14 protein-coding genes and 4 tRNA genes are annotated in these 19712 nt (G+C 63.3%); 5 read left to right on the top strand and 13 right to left on the bottom strand.

What is annotated here, in order from left to right; translation table 11 throughout:
• The first annotated feature begins 93 nt into the window (after positions 1-93).
• Positions 94-1599: an NAD(P)H-hydrate dehydratase gene (locus AC56DV_RS30450; protein WP_496317939.1), complete on the top strand. Its 1506-nt coding sequence runs from the start codon at positions 94-96 to the stop codon at positions 1597-1599.
• Between the two features lie 9 nt (positions 1600-1608).
• Here the strand turns inward: AC56DV_RS30450 and AC56DV_RS30445 are convergent, their stop codons facing one another.
• Positions 1609-2310 carry an ABC transporter ATP-binding protein gene (locus AC56DV_RS30445; RefSeq protein WP_496318505.1) on the bottom strand — a complete coding sequence of 234 codons (702 nt, stop codon included), beginning with the start codon at positions 2308-2310 and terminating at the stop codon, positions 1609-1611.
• Positions 2311-2359: 49 nt separating this feature from the next.
• Here AC56DV_RS30445 and AC56DV_RS30440 point away from each other — a divergent pair, with 49 nt between their 5' ends.
• Together AC56DV_RS30440 and mnmH are read left to right on the top strand one after the other, a co-directional pair.
• Positions 2360-3004, top strand: a complete 645-nt coding sequence (locus tag AC56DV_RS30440; RefSeq protein ID WP_496317938.1) for an arylesterase — start codon at positions 2360-2362, stop codon at positions 3002-3004.
• A 7-nt stretch (positions 3005-3011) separates the two neighbouring features.
• On the top strand, positions 3012-4067 hold the full coding sequence (mnmH, locus tag AC56DV_RS30435; RefSeq protein ID WP_496317937.1) for a tRNA 2-selenouridine(34) synthase MnmH: 1056 nt from the start codon (positions 3012-3014) through the stop codon (positions 4065-4067).
• Between the two features lie 160 nt (positions 4068-4227).
• On the opposite strand, the gene AC56DV_RS30430 is transcribed toward mnmH, so the two are convergent.
• The 12 genes from AC56DV_RS30430 to AC56DV_RS30375 all read right to left on the bottom strand — a co-directional run bounded on the left by AC56DV_RS30430 (position 4228) and on the right by AC56DV_RS30375 (position 17804).
• Complete coding sequence (locus tag AC56DV_RS30430; protein ID WP_496317936.1) at positions 4228-6147, bottom strand: SurA N-terminal domain-containing protein; 1920 nt, start codon at positions 6145-6147, stop codon at positions 4228-4230.
• Between the two features lie 149 nt (positions 6148-6296).
• Positions 6297-6373: transfer RNA gene (locus AC56DV_RS30425), tRNA-Asp, on the bottom strand.
• Between the two features lie 25 nt (positions 6374-6398).
• A tRNA-Asp gene (locus tag AC56DV_RS30420) sits at positions 6399-6475 on the bottom strand.
• 43 nt (positions 6476-6518) lie between these two features.
• Positions 6519-6594: transfer RNA gene (locus tag AC56DV_RS30415), tRNA-Val, on the bottom strand.
• Between the two features lie 53 nt (positions 6595-6647).
• Positions 6648-6935 carry an HU family DNA-binding protein gene (locus AC56DV_RS30410; RefSeq protein WP_307188286.1) on the bottom strand — a complete coding sequence of 96 codons (288 nt, stop codon included), beginning with the start codon at positions 6933-6935 and terminating at the stop codon, positions 6648-6650.
• A 177-nt stretch (positions 6936-7112) separates the two neighbouring features.
• Entirely contained in the window at positions 7113-9524 is a 2412-nt protein-coding gene (gene lon / locus AC56DV_RS30405) for an endopeptidase La (protein WP_496317935.1), read from the bottom strand.
• A gap of 263 nt (positions 9525-9787) precedes the next feature.
• Positions 9788-11056 (bottom strand): ATP-dependent Clp protease ATP-binding subunit ClpX, encoded by a 1269-nt coding sequence (gene clpX / locus AC56DV_RS30400; protein WP_496317934.1) that lies wholly within the window; start codon positions 11054-11056, stop codon positions 9788-9790.
• Positions 11057-11226: 170 nt separating this feature from the next.
• Complete coding sequence (gene clpP, locus AC56DV_RS30395) at positions 11227-11844, bottom strand: ATP-dependent Clp endopeptidase proteolytic subunit ClpP (RefSeq protein ID WP_496318504.1); 618 nt, start codon at positions 11842-11844, stop codon at positions 11227-11229.
• A 40-nt stretch (positions 11845-11884) separates the two neighbouring features.
• Complete coding sequence (gene tig, locus AC56DV_RS30390; protein WP_496317933.1) at positions 11885-13225, bottom strand: trigger factor; 1341 nt, start codon at positions 13223-13225, stop codon at positions 11885-11887.
• 33 nt (positions 13226-13258) lie between these two features.
• Positions 13259-13345 (bottom strand) — tRNA-Leu (locus tag AC56DV_RS30385).
• Positions 13346-13548: 203 nt separating this feature from the next.
• Complete coding sequence (locus tag AC56DV_RS30380; RefSeq protein WP_496317932.1) at positions 13549-16635, bottom strand: efflux RND transporter permease subunit; 3087 nt, start codon at positions 16633-16635, stop codon at positions 13549-13551.
• The gene (locus AC56DV_RS30375) at positions 16632-17804 is read right to left on the bottom strand and encodes an efflux RND transporter periplasmic adaptor subunit (protein WP_496317931.1); all 1173 of its coding nucleotides are present in this window, start codon (positions 17802-17804) and stop codon (positions 16632-16634) included. The genes AC56DV_RS30380 and AC56DV_RS30375 overlap by 4 nt, the downstream gene beginning before the upstream one ends.
• 163 nt (positions 17805-17967) lie before the next feature.
• Here AC56DV_RS30375 and hpnC point away from each other — a divergent pair, with 163 nt between their 5' ends.
• Positions 17968-18843, top strand: coding sequence for a squalene synthase HpnC (gene hpnC, locus AC56DV_RS30370; protein ID WP_496317930.1), 876 nt, complete (start codon positions 17968-17970; stop codon positions 18841-18843).
• A 34-nt stretch (positions 18844-18877) separates the two neighbouring features.
• On the top strand, positions 18878-19711 hold the full coding sequence (hpnD, locus tag AC56DV_RS30365; protein ID WP_496317929.1) for a presqualene diphosphate synthase HpnD: 834 nt from the start codon (positions 18878-18880) through the stop codon (positions 19709-19711).
• Position 19712 lies beyond the last annotated feature (1 nt).

The following is a 19712-nucleotide window of genomic DNA, read 5'->3' as shown; positions in this document are numbered from 1 at the left end:
GTGCCGGTAGCACAATTCCTGTCCAATTTGTTGCCGATTCCGCAGCGCCGCTTCAATGCTAGAATGACATCATCCCCACTGCCACGGCCTGCCATGAATCCCCTCTACACTGTTGCCGAGATCCGCCTGATTGAGCACACCGCCGCTCAGCGCCTGCCGCCGGGCGCGCTGATGCAGCGTGCCGGCCAGGCCGGGGCCAATGCCGCGCTGGATCTGCTGCCTTTCTCTACGGGCCGCGCGCGCGTGCTGGTGCTGGCGGGGCCGGGCAACAACGGCGGCGACGCGCTGGAAACGGCGGCTCACCTGGCTTACGCCGGCGCCCAGGTCACCATTCTGCATCTCGACAGCGGCGCGGCGTCGTCGCAGGAGCGCGGGCACGCGCTGCAGCGGGCGCGCTCCAGCGCAGCCTTGTTCGAGGAACTGAGCCTGGAAGCCATCGCCACCGTCGAATGGAACCTGGTGGTCGACGGCCTGTTCGGCATCGGCCTGAAACGCCCGCTGGAAGGGCATTTGCGCGCGCTGGTGGCCACCGTGAACGGCCTGCCCTGCTCGCGCCTGGCGCTGGACGTGCCGAGCGGGCTGGATGCGGATACCGGCGCCATCGTCGGCCCGAACGGCATCGCCGTGCGCGCCACGCACACCGTCACCTTCATCGGCGACAAGCCCGGCCTGCACACCTGCGAAGGCCGCGACCATGCCGGCCTGGTGCAGGTTTCGCGGCTGGACCTGGACGCCACGCTGTTCCAGCCCTCGCGCCAGCACCTGAACGAGGTGAAGTTTTTCGTGCGCCACGTGCGCGCGCGGCGCCACAACACGCACAAGGGCAGCTACGGCAACGTGGCGGTGCTGGGCGGCGCGCACGGCATGGCGGGCGCGCCCATCCTGGCCGCGCGCGCCGCGCTGCTCACCGGCGCCGGCCGCGTCTACGCCTGCTTCGCCGACCACGCGCCGGCCTACGACAGCGCCTACCCAGAACTGATGTGCCGCCAGGCCGGCGATTTCGACTTCGATACCGCCGTGGTGGTGGCCGGCCCCGGCCTCGGCACGGCGCGCACCGCGCACGGCCTGCTGGCGCGCGCCATCGCCAGCGCCAGTCCCGCAGTGCTGGACGCGGACGCGCTCAACCTGCTGGCGGCCGATCCGGCCCTGCAAAACGCGCTGGCCGAGCGCGCGGGCGCCACCCTGCTCACGCCGCACCCGCTGGAAGCGGCGCGCCTGCTGGGCATTTCCGTGTCCGAAGTGCAAGCCGACCGTCCTTCCGCCGCGCGCCGGCTGGCCGCGCGCATGCAGGCGGTGGTGGTGCTGAAAGGATCGGGCACGGTGCTGGCCGAGCCGCAGGGCCAGGTGGTCATCAACACCACCGGCAACCCCGCGCTGGCCACGGCCGGCACCGGCGACGTGCTGGCGGGCCTGTGCGGCAGCCTGCTGGCGCAAGGCTGGCCGGTGTGGGAGGCCGCGCTGGCGGCGGTCTGGCTGCACGGCATGGCAGCGGACGTGATGGTCACCGAGGGCGCGGGACCGATCGGGCTGACCGCCGGCGAACTGATACCGGCCATCCGCACGGCGCTGAACCGCTTGGTCCAGCACCACGGCCGCTGATTTTGCCGGCTACACGATGCGCCCGGCGGCGATGGTGATGACGCGGCCGCAGCGCGCCGCGATGGACGGATCGTGCGTCACCAGCACCAGCGTGGAAGCGTGCTCGCGGTTCAGCTCAAACATCAGCTGGATCACCGCCTCGCCAGTGGCCGCGTCCAGCGAGCCGGTCGGCTCGTCGGCAAACAGCAGCGGCGGTTCGCCCACGAAAGCCCGCGCCAGCGCCACGCGCTGCTGCTCGCCGCCGGACAAATACTTGGGATAGTGCTTCAGGCGGCTCGACAGCCCCACCCGGCCCAGCATGGCCTCGGCCTTGGCGCGCGCATTGTCGTCGCCCGCCAGTTCCAGCGGCAGCATCACATTCTCCAGCGCCGTCAGGTGCGCCAGCAGCTGGAAGGACTGGAACACAAAGCCCAGTTTCGCCTTGCGCACGGCCGCGCGGCCGTCCTCGTCCAGCGCGTAGATATCGCTGCCGTCCAGGTGCACGCTGCCGGTGCTGGGCAAGTCCAGCCCGGCCAACAAGCCCAGCAGGGTCGACTTGCCCGAACCCGAGGCCCCAACGATGGCAAGCGTCTCCGCCTTTTGCACGGTAAAATCCACGCTGTGCAGGATGGTCAGCTCGCCGCTGGCGTCCGCCACGCGCTTGCTCAGGCCCGCCACCACGATGGCCGACTGGCCCGGCGCGCCGGCCCGCACAGTGCCGCTGTCCGCCATGGACGGCGAATCCGGAATGAAATTGCTGGACGCTTTAGGGAATTCAGGCATGGTCTTTTTGAAAAAGTTACATCAGGTTTTGTGGCTGCCGGTGGTGGCGCTGTTCTTGTTCAGCGCCGCCGCAAGCGCCTATTCTGCACCAAAAACCGTGCTGGTGCTGGGTGACAGCCTGTCAGCCGAGTACGGCCTGGCGCGCGGCGCCGGCTGGGTGGCGCTGCTGGAACGGAAGCTGCAGGCGCAGAAAATCGATGCGCGCATCGTCAACGCCAGCGTCAGCGGCGAAACCACCAGCGGCGGCCGCACCCGCCTGCCGGCCCTGCTGAGCAAGCACCAGCCGTCCATCGTGGTCATCGAACTGGGCGCCAACGACGGCCTGCGCGGCCTGCCGGTGGCCGCCGCCGAGGCCAATCTGCGCGCCATGATCAGCCAGGCGCGCGGCGCCGGCGCCCAGGTGCTGCTGGTGGGCATGCGCATGCCGCCCAACTACGGCCGCGACTACGCCGACAAATTCTTCGCCATGTTCGGCGCGCTCAGCAAGGACGTCAAAGCGCCGCTGGCGCCCTTCATGCTCGACGGCGTGGCCGACAAGAGCGAACTGTTCCAGCCCGACCGCCTGCACCCGCTGGCGGCCGCGCACCCCATTATCCTCGGCAACATCTGGCCCTACCTGCAGCCATTATTGAAGGCAAAATAAGAACACAATGAAATATCCCGAAATCCTGCGCTTCGCCGACATCGCCGGCCGCCTGGGCGAGTTCGACGCCATTATCGACGCGCGCAGCCCATCCGAATACGCGCTGGACCACCTGCCCAACGCCATCAACTGCCCGGTGCTGAACGACGAAGAACGCATCCAGGTCGGCACCACCTACAAGCAAGTGAACGCCTTCGAGGCGCGCAAAATGGGCGCCGCCATGGTGGCGCGCAACATCAGCGCCCACATCGACGCGCTCTGGCTGGACAAGCCGCGCGAATGGCGGCCGCTGGTCTACTGCTGGCGCGGCGGCAACCGCAGCGGCTCGCTGGCCCACATCATGGCCAAGATCGGCTGGCCGGTGGTGCAGCTGGAAGGCGGCTACAAGGATTTCCGCCAGTTCGTCAGCAGCGCGCTGGAGCACCCGCCGGCGCTCGACTTCCGCGTGGTGTGCGGCACCACCGGCAGCGGCAAGAGCCGGCTGCTGCAGACGCTGGATTCGATCGGCGCGCAGGTGCTGGACCTGGAACAGCTGGCGGCGCACCGCGGCTCCGTGCTGGGCGGCCTGCCCAGCCAGCCGCAGCCCACCCAGAAAGCCTTCGAGACGGCCATCTGGCAGCGCCTGCAAGGCTTCGACCCGGCGCTGCCGGTATTCGTCGAATCCGAGAGCAAGAAAGTCGGCGCGCTGCGCGTGCCCGGCGCGCTGATGGAACAGATCCGCGCCGCGCGCTGCATCGCGCTGCAACTGTCGCGCGCGCACCGGGTGCAGCTGCTGATGGAAGACTACGTCCACTACACGCAGGACGCCGGCCCGCTCAACGAGCAGCTCGGCTACCTGGCCTCCCTGCACGGCAACGACAAGATCCACAACTGGCAAAGCCTGGCCAGCGAAGGCCGCATGGCCGAGCTGGTGGACGCGCTGCTGGCCGAGCACTACGACCCCGCCTACACGCGCTCCATCGACCGCAACTTCCCCCGCATCGCCGACGCCCAGGTCCTCGAACTGCCCGGCATCGCCCCCGCCGACCTCCTCGCCGCCGCCCGCCAGCTCCACCCCGCTTAAGCCGGCACTCTACCGATTGCCGTAAACCAAAATGGGGTCAGGGTTAATTATTTTTGCAATATTAACCCTGACCCCATTTTGCTGCGGATCAATTCACGTCTTTGAATGAAAAATGCCGCCCGAGGGCGGCATTGATTTTGACTTTGTACCTGGCTTGGTTTTACTTGGCTTCGTCGGTCTTGGCCGGTTCTGCCGAGGCCAGGATCTTGACCTTGGATTTCTGCTTGAGCGCTTCGACGTAGGCGGCCATCTCCTGCTCGGCGACGATGCTGGTGATCTGCTCTTCCTCGGCTTTGCGGCGGGCGGCGTCCTGCGTGGCCGGCTGCTGCACTTTGCCGATGCGGTACACGCCGTAGCCTGCGCCCGGCACTTCCACGCCGACATAGGCCGGCAGCTTGCTGGCGTCGGCCTTCATGACTTCAGCCAGCACTTGCGGGCTCAGGCCCTTGCCTTCGCTGCGCGACACCAGCTGCGCCGGGCCGAAGCCGTCCGCGCTGCCGGCAGCCTTGGCGGCGGCCATCTTGGCTTCGCCTTCCTTGCGCGCCAGCTTCACGGCTTCTTCGGCCGTGACGCGCTGGCGGATGGCGGCGTCGACTTCGGCCAGCGGGCGCTTGGCCGCAGGCTTGAACTCGACGATGCGGCCTGCCACCAGCGTGCTCGGCGCCACTTCAACCGCTTCGGTGTTGCGCTTGTTTTTCAGCGACTCGGCCGAGAACAGCGCGGCCAGGAACTTGGCGTTGTTGAACGGCGCGGTGCCCAGCGCCGGCGACGGGTTGCGCGTGATGTTCTCGGCGCTTTCCACTTTCAGCTTGAGCTTGTCGGCCACCGGCTTCAGGCTATCGGACTGCTCGTACACGGTGTTGGTGAACGCTTCGGCCATTTCCGAGTACTGCTTGCCGGCCTTCTGCTTCTTCAGGTCGGCGGCGATGGTGTCCTTCACTTCGTCCAGCGGCTTGGTGGTGGACGGTTTCAGCGACGTGATGGTGACCACGTGGTAGCCGAACTCGGTCTCGATCGGACCGGCGATCTCGCCCTGCTTCATGCTGAAGGCCTTGTCTTCCAGCGCCTTCGGCAGCGAGCCTTTTTCCAGTTCGTTCAGGTCGCCGCCCTGCTCGGCCGACGATGGATCCTGCGACTTGGCCTTGGCGACCTTGGCGAAGTCGGCCGGGTTCTTCTGCACTTCGGCCAGGATGGCTTCGGCCTTGGCCTTGGCGGCTGCCTTGTCGGCGGCGCTGGCGTCCTTGCCCACGGTGACCAGGATGTGGCTGGCGCGGCGCGATTCAGGGCTGGCGAAGCGGGCCTTGTTGGCGTCGTAGTAGGCGGCGACTTCGGCGTCGGTCACGCTCACTTGCGATTCCACGGCGGCCGCGCTGAACACCACGTATTCGATCTTGGCCTGCTCAGGCACTTCGAACAACTTGCCGTTCTTGTCGTAGAAGGCTTTCACCATCTCGTCGGTGACTTTGACCTGGCCCAGGAATTGCGCGGCCGGGAACAGCTGTTCCTGCACTTCGCGCTCCTGCGCGCCGAAATCGGAGATCTGCTTGGCCACGGCGCGCGGCACGATGCCGGTGCCCTGCACGGCGCCGCCCAGCTGCTGCAGCGCCATCTCGCGGCGCAGCTGCGCCTCGTAGCCGGCCGGCGACAGGCCTTGCGCGCCCAGCAGCGCCTTGTAGCGCTCCATGTCGAAGCTGCCGTCGTCCTTGCGCAGGCCGGGGGTGTCCAGGATCTGCTTCTGCAGTACCGAGTCGGCCACGGTCAGGTGGCTGCGGACCATCTCGGCGGCGACCGCGCGGTCAGCCACCAGGCGCTCCAGCACGTTCTTCTTGAACTCTGGCGTGTCGAACAGTTTCTGGTCGAACTGCGCGCCCATACGCTGGCGGAAGCTGTCGAGCTGGTTGCGCTGCGCGGCTTCCCATTCCTGCCGGGTGATGGACTGGTCGCCGACCTTGGCCACGATGTTGGCCTCGTCGCCGGTGTTGTTGTAGCCGGCCACGCCGACGAACACAAACGACGGCACGATCAGGATCGCCAGTAAAATCTGCATCAGCTTTTGATGCGTGCGTATAAATTCAAACATGGTCCGCCATTCTTAGGAGAGGAAATATTCCGTCGCGATTTTACAGCGCCGCGCCGCTCTATAGCAAGGCGCAGTTTTGAGAAAACGGCAAGCATGCCAAAAATGAAAAAACCCCTGCAACTTCGCAGCTGCAGGGGCTTCCATATTCTTGGCGGAGCGGACGGGACTCGAACCCGCGACCCCCGGCGTGACAGGCCGGTATTCTAACCAACTGAACTACCGCTCCTGGTCAGATGTTTGTTTGTATTTGTTGGCGGAGCGGACGGGACTCGAACCCGCGACCCCCGGCGTGACAGGCCGGTATTCTAACCAACTGAACTACCGCTCCAGCAAATACAGGTACAGCATCACTGTTACTGCGCCGGCTTGACTGGTGGGCGCTGAGAGGCTCGAACTCCCGACCTAAGCCTTGTAAGGGCTCCGCTCTACCAACTGAGCTAAGCGCCCAATCAAACCGCCTCGGTGAGTTTCAAGCTGGCTTGGCAACTCACCGAAGTCCGTTAGTTTACAGCATCCTTCAAAGCTTTGCCAGCTTTAAATTTAGGAACTTTGGCTGCGTCGATCACGATTTCTTCTTTCGTGCGCGGATTGCGGCCGGTGCGGGCAGCGCGTTCGCTCACGGAGAAAGTGCCGAAGCCGACCAGGGTGACGCTGTCGTTTTTGGCCAGAGTGGTAGTTACGCCATCGATCACCGCATCCAGTGCGCGCGCAGCAGCCGCTTTCGAGATGTCAGCGGAAGTGGCAATATGGTCGATCAATTCAGTCTTGTTCACAAGCTTCCCCGTCACAAAGGTTTATATCGTTTATACCGTTTTTATACGGCAGAGAAAATCTCAGGCCGTATTAAACAAGCCGTTGCAACCTTGTGTCAAGGGAAACACAGTACAAAACACCAGTAAAAATTGAAACAGGCGCCATTTCGGCGCCTGTTTATGGTCAAACGGACAAGTTATGCCAGCCGGGACTTAGTGCTTGACCACTTCGCCCTGGCCGTCAACCTTGGCCGCCGCGGCGGCCACCGCCTCTACCGGAGGGGTTTCCACGATGGCTTCCGGCTGGCGCTCGAGTGCGATTTCCAGCACTTTGTCGATCCAGCGCACCGGCACGATTTCCAGCTTGTTCTTCACATTGTCCGGAATTTCGGCCAGGTCCTTGACGTTCTGCTCCGGGATCAGCACCGTCTTGATGCCGCCGCGATGCGCCGCCAGCAGCTTCTCTTTCAGGCCGCCGATCGGCAGCACTTCGCCGCGCAGCGTGATCTCGCCCGTCATCGCCACGTCGGCACGCACCGGGATGCCCGTGAAGATGGACACCAGCGCGGTCGTCATCGCGATGCCGGCCGACGGACCGTCCTTCGGCGTGGCGCCTTCCGGCACGTGGATGTGGATGTCGCTCTTCTCGAACACTTCGGGCTTGATGCCCAGCCGCGCCGAACGGCTGCGCACCACGGTGCGGGCCGCCTCGATCGATTCCTTCATCACGTCGCCCAGCGTGCCGGTGCGGATCACGTTGCCCTTGCCCGGCATGGTCACGGCTTCGATGGTCAGCAGATCGCCGCCCACTTCGGTCCATGCCAGACCGACCACCTGGCCAACCTGGTTCTCTTTCTCGGCCACGCCGAAGTCGTAGCGGCGCACGCCCAGGAACTTGTCCAGGTTTTTCGGCGTGACGGCAACCTTCCTGTCCGACTTCTTCAGCAGCAGCATCTTGACCACCTTGCGGCAGATCTTCGACACTTCGCGTTCCAGCGAACGCACGCCGGCTTCGCGGGTGTAGTAGCGGATGATGTCGCGCAGCGCGGCTTCGGACACCGAGATCTCTTCTTCCTTCAGACCGTTGTTCTTGATCTGCTTCGGCAGCAGGTAGCGCTGCGAGATGTTGGTCTTCTCGTCTTCCGTGTAACCCGACAGGCGGATCACTTCCATGCGGTCCAGCAGGGCCGGCGGAATGTTGTACGAGTTCGAGGTCGCCACGAACATCACGTCGGAGAGGTCGAAGTCCACTTCGATGTAGTGGTCCGAGAACGTGTGGTTCTGTTCAGGGTCCAGCACCTCCAGCAGGGCCGACGACGGATCGCCGCGGAAGTCCGCGCCCATCTTGTCGATCTCGTCCAGCAGGAACAGCGGGTTGCGCACGCCGACCTTGGCCAGCGACTGCAGCACCTTGCCAGGCATGGAGCCGATGTAGGTACGGCGGTGGCCGCGGATCTCGGCCTCGTCGCGCACGCCGCCCAGCGCCATGCGCACGAACTTGCGGTTGGTGGCGCGGGCGATGGACTGGCCCAGCGAGGTTTTACCCACACCAGGAGGACCGACGAAGCACAGGATCGGCGCTTTCAGCTTGTCGACGCGCTGCTGCACCGCGAGGTATTCCAGGATGCGTTCCTTGACCTTGTCCAGGCCATAGTGGTCGCCCTCGAGCACTTTCTCGGCGTTCGCCAGGTCGTTGTTGACCTTGGACTTCTTCTTCCATGGCAGGCCGACCAGGGTGTCGATGTAGTTGCGCACCACGGTGGCTTCGGCCGACATCGGCGACATCAGCTTGAGCTTTTTCAGCTCGGCGTTGGCCTTGTCCAGCGCCTCTTTCGGCATCTTGGCGGCCGCCACTTTCTTTTCCAGCTCGTCCAGGTCGGCGCCGTCCTCGCCCTCGCCCAGTTCCTTCTGGATGGCCTTGACTTGCTCGTTCAGGTAGTACTCGCGCTGCGACTTCTCCATCTGGCGCTTGACGCGGCCACGGATGCGCTTTTCCACCTGCAGGATGTCGAGTTCGCCTTCCAGCTGGCCGAGCAGGTGCTCCAGGCGCTTGGCGACGTTGAAGATCTCCAGGATGACCTGCTTCTGCTCGAGTTTGAGGGGCAGGTGCGCGGCCACGGTGTCGGCCAGGCGGCCGGCGTCGTCGATGCCGGACAGCGAAGCGAGGATCTCCGGCGGGATTTTCTTGTTCAGTTTGACGTACTGGTCGAACTGCTGGACGATGGCGCGGCGCATCGCTTCGATTTCCGAATCATCGCCGATCTCGGAATCGAGCGGGGTCAGGTCGGCCACGAAGTGCGTCGGCGCGTCGGTGATTTTGCGGATGCGGGCGCGCTGGGCACCCTCGACCAGCACCTTGACGGTGCCGTCCGGCAGTTTCAGCATCTGCAGGATGTTAGCCACGCAACCGATTTCATAGATGTCGGAGGCGGAAGGTTCGTCTTTGGCGGCAGCTTTCTGGGCGGCGAGCATGATGCTCTTGCCCTGCTCCATCGCGGCTTCCAGCGCTTTGATCGACTTGGGGCGACCTACAAACAGCGGTATCACCATATGCGGGAAAACTACAACGTCCCGCAGCGGCAATAACGGCAGTTGAGTTTGCTCAGTTAATTTGGAAGTTGTCATGGCGTACCTTATGTGAAAGCGTGTTGCAGATATTGGCGCAAAGATGCCAAATCACAAGACCCGGCAGATAATATTTCTTTGGGATACTGTTCAGAAATACTGCCGTGCTATAAAAATATGCAGAAATCAAATAAAAAAGCCACGCGCGACGCAGGCATCGCGTGTGGCTTTCCGAATGAAGCCTGCATTCTTTTATTGATTTAAATTGTACCGCCTTGCCCCATGGATGCAAAACGAATTTTGCGCATGTGTGCAGTCGTTATTTAATTTTCACCAGAGGCTTTAGGCGTTTCCTGATAAATCAACAAAGGCTTGGCGCCGCTGGTGATGGTGTTTTCATCGATCACCACTTTGCTGACATTCTGCTCGTTCGGCAGCTCGTACATCACGTCCAGCAGCGCGTGCTCCAGGATCGAGCGCAGGCCGCGCGCGCCGGTCTTGCGGGCCAGCGCCTTCTTGGCGATGGCGTGCAGTGCGGCGGGACGGATTTCCAGTTCCGAGCCTTCCATGTCCAGCAGCTTGGAGTACTGCTTGACCAGCGCGTTCTTCGGCTCCACCAGGATCTGGATCAGCGCCTCTTCGGTCAGTTCGGCCAGCGTGGCCACCACCGGCAGGCGGCCCACCAGTTCGGGGATCAGGCCGAACTTGATCAGGTCTTCCGGCTCCGCTTCCATCAGGATCTCGGAGGCGGCGCGCTGCTCCTTGCTCTTGACGGTGGCCGAGAAGCCGATGCCGCTCTTCTCCGAACGGTTGGAGATGATCTTGGCCAGGCCGTCGAAGGCGCCGCCGCAGATGAACATGATGTTGGTGGTGTCGATCTGCACGAAGTCCTGGTTCGGGTGCTTGCGGCCGCCCTGCGGCGGCACCGAGGCCATGGTGCCCTCGATCAGCTTCAGCAGCGCCTGCTGCACGCCCTCGCCCGACACGTCGCGCGTGATGGACGGGTTGTCGGACTTGCGCGAAATCTTGTCGATCTCGTCGATGTAGACGATGCCGCGCTGGGCTTTTTCCACATCGTAGTTGCAGCTTTGCAGCAGCTTCTGGATGATGTTCTCGACGTCTTCACCCACGTAGCCGGCTTCGGTCAGCGTGGTGGCGTCGGCGATCACGAACGGCACGTTCAGCATGCGGGCCAGGGTCTGGGCCAGCAGCGTCTTGCCGGAGCCGGTAGGGCCGACCAGCAGGATGTTGCTCTTGGCCAGCTCGATGTCGTCCTTCTTGCCCAGGTGCTTCAGACGCTTGTAGTGGTTGTACACGGCCACCGACAGGATGCGCTTGGCGGTCTGCTGGCCGATGACGTACTGGTCCAGCAGTTCCTTGATTTCGTGCGGGGTCGGCAGGTCCGACTTGGCGCCGGTGACCGACTCGATGCTCGACGTCTCGTCACGGATGATGTCGTTGCACAAGTCGATGCACTCGTCGCAGATGAAGACGGACGGACCGGCGATCAGCTTCTTGACCTCGTGCTGGCTCTTGCCGCAGAACGAGCAGTAGAGGAGTTTTTCGCCGCTGGAGGATTTTTTCTCGGACATGGGACTTGTTTAAGTAGTTGCAAGATTGGTGCTGCGTACACGTTGCAGGTCTTGCCCTGGGCAAAACGTGCGTAAGCGCACATAACACATGCTACCTGAAATAAAAAAGAAACGCCCGGAACGTTGTAGCGTCCGGGCGTCTTTTTTCAGTTCTCAGCGCTGAGGACGCATTAGCCGCGGCTGGTCAACACTTTGTCGATCAGGCCGTATTCGGTGGCCTCTTCGGCGGACAGGAAACGGTCGCGGTCGGTGTCCTTGGCGATCTGTTCCACCGTCTGGCCGGTGCGTTCGGCCATGATCGTGTTCAGTCGATGGCGCAGGTACAGGATTTCCTTGGCCTGGATTTCGATGTCCGAAGCCATGCCCTGCGAGCCGCCCGACGGCTGGTGGATCATGATGCGCGAGTTAGGCAGCGAGAAACGCTTGCCCTTCGCGCCCGCCGCCAGCAGGAAGGCGCCCATCGACGCCGCCATGCCGGTGCACAGGGTGGAGACGTCCGGCTTGATAAACTGCATCGTGTCGAAGATCGCCAGGCCGGCCGAAACCGAACCACCAGGAGAGTTGATGTAGAGCGAGATATCCTTGTCCGGATTTTCGCTCTCCAGGAACAGCAGCTGGGCCACGATCAGATTGGCCATCTGGTCGTTGACGGGACCCACCATGAAGATCACGCGCTCCTTCAACAGGCGCGAATAGATGTCATAGGAGCGCTCGCCACGGCCGCTTTGTTCAATCACCATCGGCACCAGGCCGAGCATTTCAGTGTCGAGTGCCGGATTACGGTTCATCATGCATTGTTCCTTGTGATGCAGCTTCTCTGAAGCTGGATTACGCTTGCGCGTTGCTTCCCATCAGCTCGTCGAAGGCAACAGCTTTCGACGTGGTTTTCGACAGGCCCAGAACGAAGTTAACGACGTTTTCTTCCAATACAAGGGCTTCGACTTCAGCCAGGCGGCGGCGGTCGCTGTAGTAGTACTTCAGCACTTCGCGCGGGTCTTCGTAGCTTTGTGCGAAGTCTTCCACTTGCGCCTTGACCTGCTCAGGCAGCGCTTGCAGCTTGTTTTCGTTGACCAGTTGCGACAGGATCAGGCCCAGGCGCACGCGGCGCTCGGCCTTTTCGGCGAACAGTTCCGGTGGGAATGGTACATCCTTCACGTTCATGCCGCGTTGCGCCATGTCTTGACGGGTCATTTCAGCCAGGCGCTCGGTGTCCTGGGCGATCAGGGCTTGCGGCACGTCCAGGGTGGCGGTCTTGACCAGCGCATCCATCACGGCTTCCTTGTTGCGTGCTTTCACGCGGCCGGTCACTTCGCGTTCCAGGTTGACCTTGATGTCTTCGCGCATTTTGGCCAGGTCGCCGTCGGCTACGCCCAGCGATTTGGCGAATTCAGCGTCGACTTCCGGCAGGTGCGCCCATTCCAGCTTTTTCAGCGTGATGGTGAACTGGGCGGTCTTGCCGGCCACGTCCTTGCCATGGTAGTCCTCTGGGAAAGCCAGGTCGAAGGTCTTGGCTTCGCCCACTTTCAGGCCCACGGTGGCAGCTTCGAATTCCGGCAGCATGCGGCCTTCGCCCAGTACGAAGGCGTAGTCTTCAGCTTTGCCGCCCGGGAATTCAACGCCGTCGATCGAGCCGACGAAGTCCACCGTCACTTTGTCGCCATTGGCGGCGATCGGCGCACCGCCGTCGCCGTGTTCGCCGGCTTCGCCCTTGGTGTGGAAGTGCACGCGCTGCTTGCGCAGGATCTCGATGGTCTTGTCGATTTCCGCGTCCGACACTTCGGCTTTCACGGTTTCGATTTCAACGGCGGACAGGTCGCCGATGACGACTTCCGGATACACTTCGAACGTTGCGTCGAAAGTCAGCTGGCCTTCCGGCGCGTCGTTCTTTGGTTCGATGCGCGGGTAGCCTGCTACGCGCAGTTCGGCGGCGTTGGCGGCGTCGTTGAAGGCGCGGCCGACTTTATCGTTCAGCACTTCGGTCTCGATCTGATAACCGTATTGTGCGGCGACCATTTTCATGGGCACTTTGCCAGGACGGAAGCCTGGTGCCTTAGCCGATTTGGCTTGCACTTTCAGGCGCTTCTCAACTTCCGAGCGGACTTCGCTGAGGGGGAAGGAGATCGTGATACGACGTTCGAGTTTGCCCAGGGTTTCGACTGCAGTTGCCATGTAAAAATCGTCCAAAAAATATAAAGAATACTGTGGTGCGAGGAGGGGGACTCGAACCCCCACACCATTGCTGGCGTCAGGACCTAAACCTGGTGCGTCTACCAATTTCGCCATCCTCGCGGCGTATTTGTACAAAAGCAAAGGGCGGGCCGTTTTCAATAAGGTCCATTGAAAACGGGGGCCGCCCCACCCCGCCGCAGCAGGGGCTTTCAACTTCAACGCGGTATTTTACTGTTTTTTTCAGAGTACGGAAGGGTTTTTTAACCTAAACACAACATTAAAAATGTAATGCCTTGATTCCTCTGGAAAATCAGCCTTAGCGCTCACGTTCGCACCGGCTTTTTGACCCTGAACCAGGCCGCGTACAGCGCCGGCAGGAACAGCAAAGTGAGTGCCGTGGCCAGTATCAGCCCGCCCATGATGGCCACCGCCATCGGCCCCCAGAACACGGAGCGCGACAACGGTATCATCGCCAGCGCGGCGGCGGCCGCCGTCAGGATGATGGGGCGGCAGCGCCGCACCGCCGATTCCACGATGGCGTCCCACGGCTCGGCCCCGCCCTTGATGTCCTGCTCGATCTGGTCCACCAGGATCACCGAATTGCGGATGATCATGCCGAACAGCGCGATGATGCCCAGGTTGGCCACAAAGCCCAGCGGACGGCCCAGCAGCAGCAAGGCGGCGGCCGCGCCGGCCACGCCCAGCGGCCCGGTGAGGAACACCAGCAGCGAGCGCGAGAAGCTGTGCAGCTGCAGCATCAGCAAGGTGAAGATGATGAAGATCGCCAGCGGCAGGTTGGCCGAGATCGACGCTTCCGCCTCGCTGCTGTCGGACGCCGCACCCTTGACGTCGATGCGGTAGCCGGCCGGCAGGTTCTTGCGCAGCTCGTCCAGCTTGGGATCGATCTGGCCGGTGACGGTCGGGCCTTGAATGCCTTCGCTCACGTCGGACTGCACCGTGATGGCCCACTCGCGCCCTTCGCGCCACACCACGCCCGGCTCCCACACGAAATGCACGCGCGCCAGCTGGCCGATGGTGACCGAGCGGCCGTTGGCGGTCGGGATGTTGGTGTCGTTCAGCCGGGAGATGGTGCTGCGCTCCTCCAGCGGCTGGCGCACCTGGATGTCGATCAGCTTGATGCCGTCCCTGAACTGGCCCACCGTGGTGCCGGACAGGATGGTGTTCGCGGCGCGCATCACCGTTTGCGAGGTGACGCCCAGCGCGCGCATCTTGTCCTGGTCCAGGTCCATGCGCAGCACCTTCACGGACTCGTTCCAGTTGTCGTTCACGCCCAGCGTGTTCGGGTTGGCGCGCATGATGTCCTTCACCTGGTCGGCGATGACGCGCACTTTCTCCACTTCGCCGCCGATCACGCGGAACTGCACCGGGTACGGCACCGGCGGGCCGTTCGGCAGCAGCTTCACGCGGCCGCGCACTTCGGGGAAGTCTTCCTTGAACACCTTGGTGATCTTCTGGCGCAGCTCTTCGCGCGCTTTCAGGTCTTTCGGCAGCACCACGAACTGCGACACGTTCGTCTGCGGGAAGATCTGGTCCAGCGGCAGGTAGAAGCGCGGACTGCCGGTGCCGACGTAGCTGGTGACGCTGACCACGCCCTCCTGCTTCTGGATGAAGGCTTCGAACTTCTTGACCTGCTTCTCGTTGGCGGCGAACGAGGTCCCTTCCGGCATCCAGATTTCCACCATCAGTTCGGGGCGGCTGGAATCCGGGAAGAACTGCTTCTCGATAAAGCCGAAGCCGTACACGCCGAGGAAGAAGATGGCCAGCGTGGCGCCGATGGTGGTCTTGCGCCACTCCACGCACCAGTCCACCACCGAGCGGAACTTGCGGTAGCCGGGCGTGTCGAACAGCTCATGGTGGCCATCGCCGTGGGGCTGCACTCTCAGCAGCAGGTAGCCGATATAGGGCGTGAAGATCACCGCCACGAACCACGAGATGATCAGCGCCAGCGCGTTCACCGAGAACAGCGTGAAGGTGTATTCGCCGGCGGCCGACTTGGCCAGGCCGATCGGCAGGAAGCCGGCCACCGTGATCAAGGTGCCGGTCAGCATCGGCAGCGCGGTGGAGGTGTAGGCGAAGGTGGCGGCGTCGAAGCGCGAGAAGCCCTCCTCCATTTTGCGCACCATCATTTCCACCGCGATGATGGCATCATCCACCAGCAGGCCGAGGGCGATGATCAGCGCGCCCAGCGAGATCTTATGCAGGTCGATCGACAGCATGCGCATGAACAGGAAGGTCACGGCCAGCACCAGCGGGATGGTCAGCGCCACCACCAGGCCGGGACGCGCGTCCAGGCGGAACTTGGGCTTGGTGTGCATGCCCAGCGCAACGAAGCTCACCGCCAGCACGATCAGCACCGCTTCGATCAGCGTGTTGACGAACTCGCCCACCGAGGCCTTGACGGCGCTCGGCTGGTTGGACACGCGCTGCAGCTCGATACCGACCGGCAGCTTGGCCTTCATCTCGGCCACGGTCTTCTCCATGCTCTCGCCCATCTTGATGATGTTGCCGCCCTTCTCCATCGACACGCCCAGGCCGATCACTTCCTTGCCGTTGAAGCGCATCTTCTCCAGCGGCGGGTCTTCGTACTGGCGCTTGATGGTGGCGAAGTCGCCCAGGCGGAAGGTGGTGCCGTTGGCGCGCAGTTCCAGTTCCTCCAGGTCCTTGACGGTCTTCAGGGCGCCGGTGACGCGCACCTGCAGGTTGTCGGTCGGCGTCACCAGCACGCCGGTCGATTCCACATTGTTCTGGGTGGCGATCTGGTTGACGATGGCCTCGAACGGGATGCCCAGCTGGGCGAACTTCTTGTGCGAGAACTCGATGTTGATCTTTTCTTCCTGCACGCCGAACAGTTCGACCTTGGACACCTGCGACACGCCCAGCAGCTGCTGGCGCGCGAAGTCCGCGTAGTCCTTCATTTCGGCGTAGGTGAAGCCGTCGCCCGAGAGCGCGAAGATGGAACCGTAGGTGTCGCCGAACTCGTCGTTGAAGAACGGGCCCTGCACGCCTTGCGGCAAGGTGCCCTTGATGTCGCCTATCTTCTTGCGCACCTGGTACCAGGCCTCGGCCGTCTCGCCTGGCGGCGCCGATTCGCGCAGTTCCACCAGGATCAGCGTTTCACCCGGCTTGGAGTAGCTGCTGATCTCGTTGACGTGCGGCGTCTCCTGCAGCTTCTTTTCCAGCTTGTCGGTGATCTGCTCGGCCATCTGCAGCGCGGTGGCGCCCGGCCAGAAGGCGCGCACCACCATCACGCGGAAGGTGAAGGGCGGATCCTCGTCCTGGCCCAGGTTGGCGTAGGCCAGCATGCCGCCCAGCAGCAGCACCGCCATCAGGTAGCGGGTCAGCGGAATGTGTTCGAGCGCCCAGCGTGAGAGATTGAAGCCGTCCTTCATTTGGCGGCTCCGGCAGGGGCTTGGGCTGCCGCCGGAGCAGCTGGGGCTACTGGACCAGCCGGCTTACCCAGTTCCTCACCGAGGATCTTGACCTTCTGGCCCGGCTTGAGCACGTTTACGCCCGCCGTGACGATGGTCTGGCCGGGCTTGACGCCTGAGCCCAGCACGACGTCGTTGCCCGCCACGCCGGCCGGCGTGACCGGCACCAGCTTGACCGCGCCGTTTTCCACCACCCACACCGAGGTGGTGGCCTTCTCGTAATGCAGCGCCGTCAGCGGCACCTTGATCTGCGGCTGCGCCGTCTTGGATGCGAACTCCACCACCGCCGTCATGCCCAGCTTCGCTTCGGCCAGGCTTTCCGGTATCGTCACCTTGACGGTATAGGTGCGGGTGGCCGGATCGGCCGCCGGCGAAACCTCGCGGATCTTGCCCGGCACCGCATGCTGCGGATTGGCCCACAGGCGCACGCGCACGTCCGAGATGGATTTCAGCGCATCGACCTTGTCTTCCGGGATGCCGATGACAATTTCCTTGTCCCCCGCCTTGGCCACGCGCACCACCGGCGTGCCGGCCGCCACCACCTGGCCCACTTCGGCGTCCACCGCCGTCACCACGCCGTCGATATCGGCCACCAGCGCCGAATAGCCGGCCTGGTTGGACTGCGCGCGGTACGCCGCCTGCGCCGCGTCCACATTGGCCTGGGCAGCCTTGTAGGCCGAGTCCTTGCTGTCCAGGATGGTCTGGGCGACGAAATTCTGCGCCTTCAGGTCCTGGTAGCGCTTCAGTTCAGCCTTGGCGAAGTCGCGCGAGGTTTCCGCCGCACGCAGCGAGGCCAGCGCCTGCGCCTGCGACAGCTTCAGGTCCTGCGGGTCCAGCTGCATCAGCTGCTGGCCCTTCTTGACCACCGTGCCCACGTCCACGCTGCGCTTGACGATCTTGCCCGGCACGCGGAAGCCCAGGCGCGACTCGACGCGCGCGCGCACCTCGCCGGAGAACTCGGCATCCACGTCGATGTCGCTGCTTTGCAGCACGATCGCGCGCACCGGACGGATATCTTCGGTCTTCTCGGCTTTCTTGCCACAGCCGCCCAACAGCGCAGCGGTGACGGCGGCGGCGCAGAGTGTCAAGGCGGAGGTGGAGGAAGGACGCAGTTTTTTCAGGGAGTACACATTAATTCCTTTACTATGCGGTCTGCTTTGGATTGCGGCGATAGCACTTTGCCACTATGATGGTTCCGGCCAGAAAGTAAATGACTTTCCGTTAATTAAAAATTATAAGCCGTGACACACTCTTTGCAAATGACTTTTGCGTCATTTACTTGAATACCCCTATATGTCTGTAGACCATTACGAGAATTTCCCTGTCGCTTCCATCCTGCTGCCGCGCCGCCTGGTGCCTGCCGTGGAAGCCATCTACGCCTTCGCCCGCAGCGCCGACGACCTGGCCGACGAAGGCGACGCCACGCCCGAGCAGCGCCTGGCCGCCCTCGCCGCCTATGAAGAGGCGCTGGACGGCATCGCCGCCGGCGGGCAGGCGCAGGCCGGACTGGACCCGATGTTCCTGCGCCTGGCCGGCGTGATCGCGCAGTACGAGCTGCCGCTGCAGCCTTTCCGCGACCTGCTGTCCGCCTTCAAGCAGGACGTGACGGTGACGCGCTACGCCACCTACGATGCGCTGCTGGACTACTGCGCCCGCTCGGCCAATCCGGTCGGGCTGCTGATGCTGTCGCTGTACGGCCAGGCCGACGCGCAGAACGTGCGCGATTCCGACGCCATCTGTTCAGCATTACAGATTATCAATTTTTTACAAGACGTGGCGATCGATCTGCAGAAGGAGCGCATCTATCTGCCGATGGAAGACCTGGCGCGCTTTGCCGTATCGCCGGCGGCGCTGGACCATCCCGGCGGCACGGCCAAGTGGCGCAGCCTGATGAAGTTCGAAGTGGCCCGCGCACGCGCCTTGATGCTGAGCGGCGCGCCGCTGGCCGTGCGCCTGCGCGGGCGCATCGGCCTGGAGCTGCGCATGGTGGTGCAAGGCGGCTTGCGCATCCTGGAATCGATCGAGGAAGTGGAGTACGACGTGTTCCGGCGCCGCCCGAAACTGACCCGCAAGGACTGGATGAAGGTGATCTGGCGCGGCTTGAGGATGAAGGCGCGGATGAAACGCGCCATGAAAAGCCCCTCCGGCGCGGCGCTTCCCTTAGAATAGCGGCTTCGATCGCCTCACCCTTGCTTTTTTCACCATGTCCCCAGACGAATACTGCCAGCAAAAAGCCGCCGCCAGCGGGTCCAGTTTCTACTACAGCTTCCTGTTCCTGCCGCAGGAACGGCGCCGCGCCATCATGGCGCTGTACGCCTTCTGCCGCGAAGTGGACGACACGGTGGATGAATGCACCGACGAATCGGTGGCGCGCGTGAAGCTGGCGTGGTGGCGCAAGGAGATCTCCGGCATGTACGAGGGCAAGCAGACGCACCCCGTGACGCAGGCCTTGCAGCCGCACCTGGCGGCCTACAATCTGAAGCAGGAGCACATGCAGGCCGTCATCGACGGCATGGAAATGGACCTGAACCAGACCCGCTACCTGGACTACGTGGGCATGTCCAAATACTGCTGGCATGTGGCCAGCGTGGTGGGCATCCTGTCGGCCAGCATTTTCGGCGTGACCAATCCGCAGACCCTGCAGTTCGCCGAGAAGCTGGGGCACGCCTTCCAGCTGACCAACATCATCCGCGACGTGGGCGAGGACGCGCGCAAGGGCCGCATCTACCTGCCGGTCAATGAGCTGCAGCAGTTCAATGTCACCGCCGCCGACCTGCTGAATGCGCGCCACAGCGAGAACTTCGAGAACCTGATGAAGTTCCAGATCGCCCGCGCGCACAAGGCTTACGACGAGGCATTCGCGCTGCTGCCGAAGGAAGACCGCCGCGCGCAGCGCCCCGGCCTGATGATGGCGGCCATCTACCGCACCCTGCTCACCGAGATCGAGGACGACGGCTACCACGTGCTGACCCAACGCATCTCGCTGACGCCGATCCGCAAGCTGTGGCTTGCGTGGAAAACCTACGTCCGTGGCTGAT

The sequence above is a fragment of the Massilia sp. BGA-UO-ETr-WB1 genome (assembly GCF_059567845.1).
Note: the sequence above shows the minus strand (reverse complement) of the source record. Positions and strands in the feature narration are given on the sequence as shown.

Coding starts and splice junctions, on each gene's coding strand:
- AC56DV_RS30430 (WP_496317936.1), bottom strand. CDS start 6,147: ATGTTTGAATTTATACGCACGCATCAAAAGCTGATGCAGATTTTACTG.
- AC56DV_RS30445 (WP_496318505.1), bottom strand. CDS start 2,310: ATGGCGGACAGCGGCACTGTGCGGGCCGGCGCGCCGGGCCAGTCGGCC.
- hpnC (WP_496317930.1), top strand. CDS start 17,968: ATGTCTGTAGACCATTACGAGAATTTCCCTGTCGCTTCCATCCTGCTG.
- AC56DV_RS30380 (WP_496317932.1), bottom strand. CDS start 16,635: ATGAAGGACGGCTTCAATCTCTCACGCTGGGCGCTCGAACACATTCCG.
- clpX (WP_496317934.1), bottom strand. CDS start 11,056: ATGTCCGAGAAAAAATCCTCCAGCGGCGAAAAACTCCTCTACTGCTCG.
- AC56DV_RS30450 (WP_496317939.1), top strand. CDS start 94: ATGAATCCCCTCTACACTGTTGCCGAGATCCGCCTGATTGAGCACACC.
- lon (WP_496317935.1), bottom strand. CDS start 9,524: ATGACAACTTCCAAATTAACTGAGCAAACTCAACTGCCGTTATTGCCG.
- clpP (WP_496318504.1), bottom strand. CDS start 11,844: ATGAACCGTAATCCGGCACTCGACACTGAAATGCTCGGCCTGGTGCCG.
- tig (WP_496317933.1), bottom strand. CDS start 13,225: ATGGCAACTGCAGTCGAAACCCTGGGCAAACTCGAACGTCGTATCACG.
- hpnD (WP_496317929.1), top strand. CDS start 18,878: ATGTCCCCAGACGAATACTGCCAGCAAAAAGCCGCCGCCAGCGGGTCC.
- mnmH (WP_496317937.1), top strand. CDS start 3,012: ATGAAATATCCCGAAATCCTGCGCTTCGCCGACATCGCCGGCCGCCTG.
- AC56DV_RS30440 (WP_496317938.1), top strand. CDS start 2,360: ATGGTCTTTTTGAAAAAGTTACATCAGGTTTTGTGGCTGCCGGTGGTG.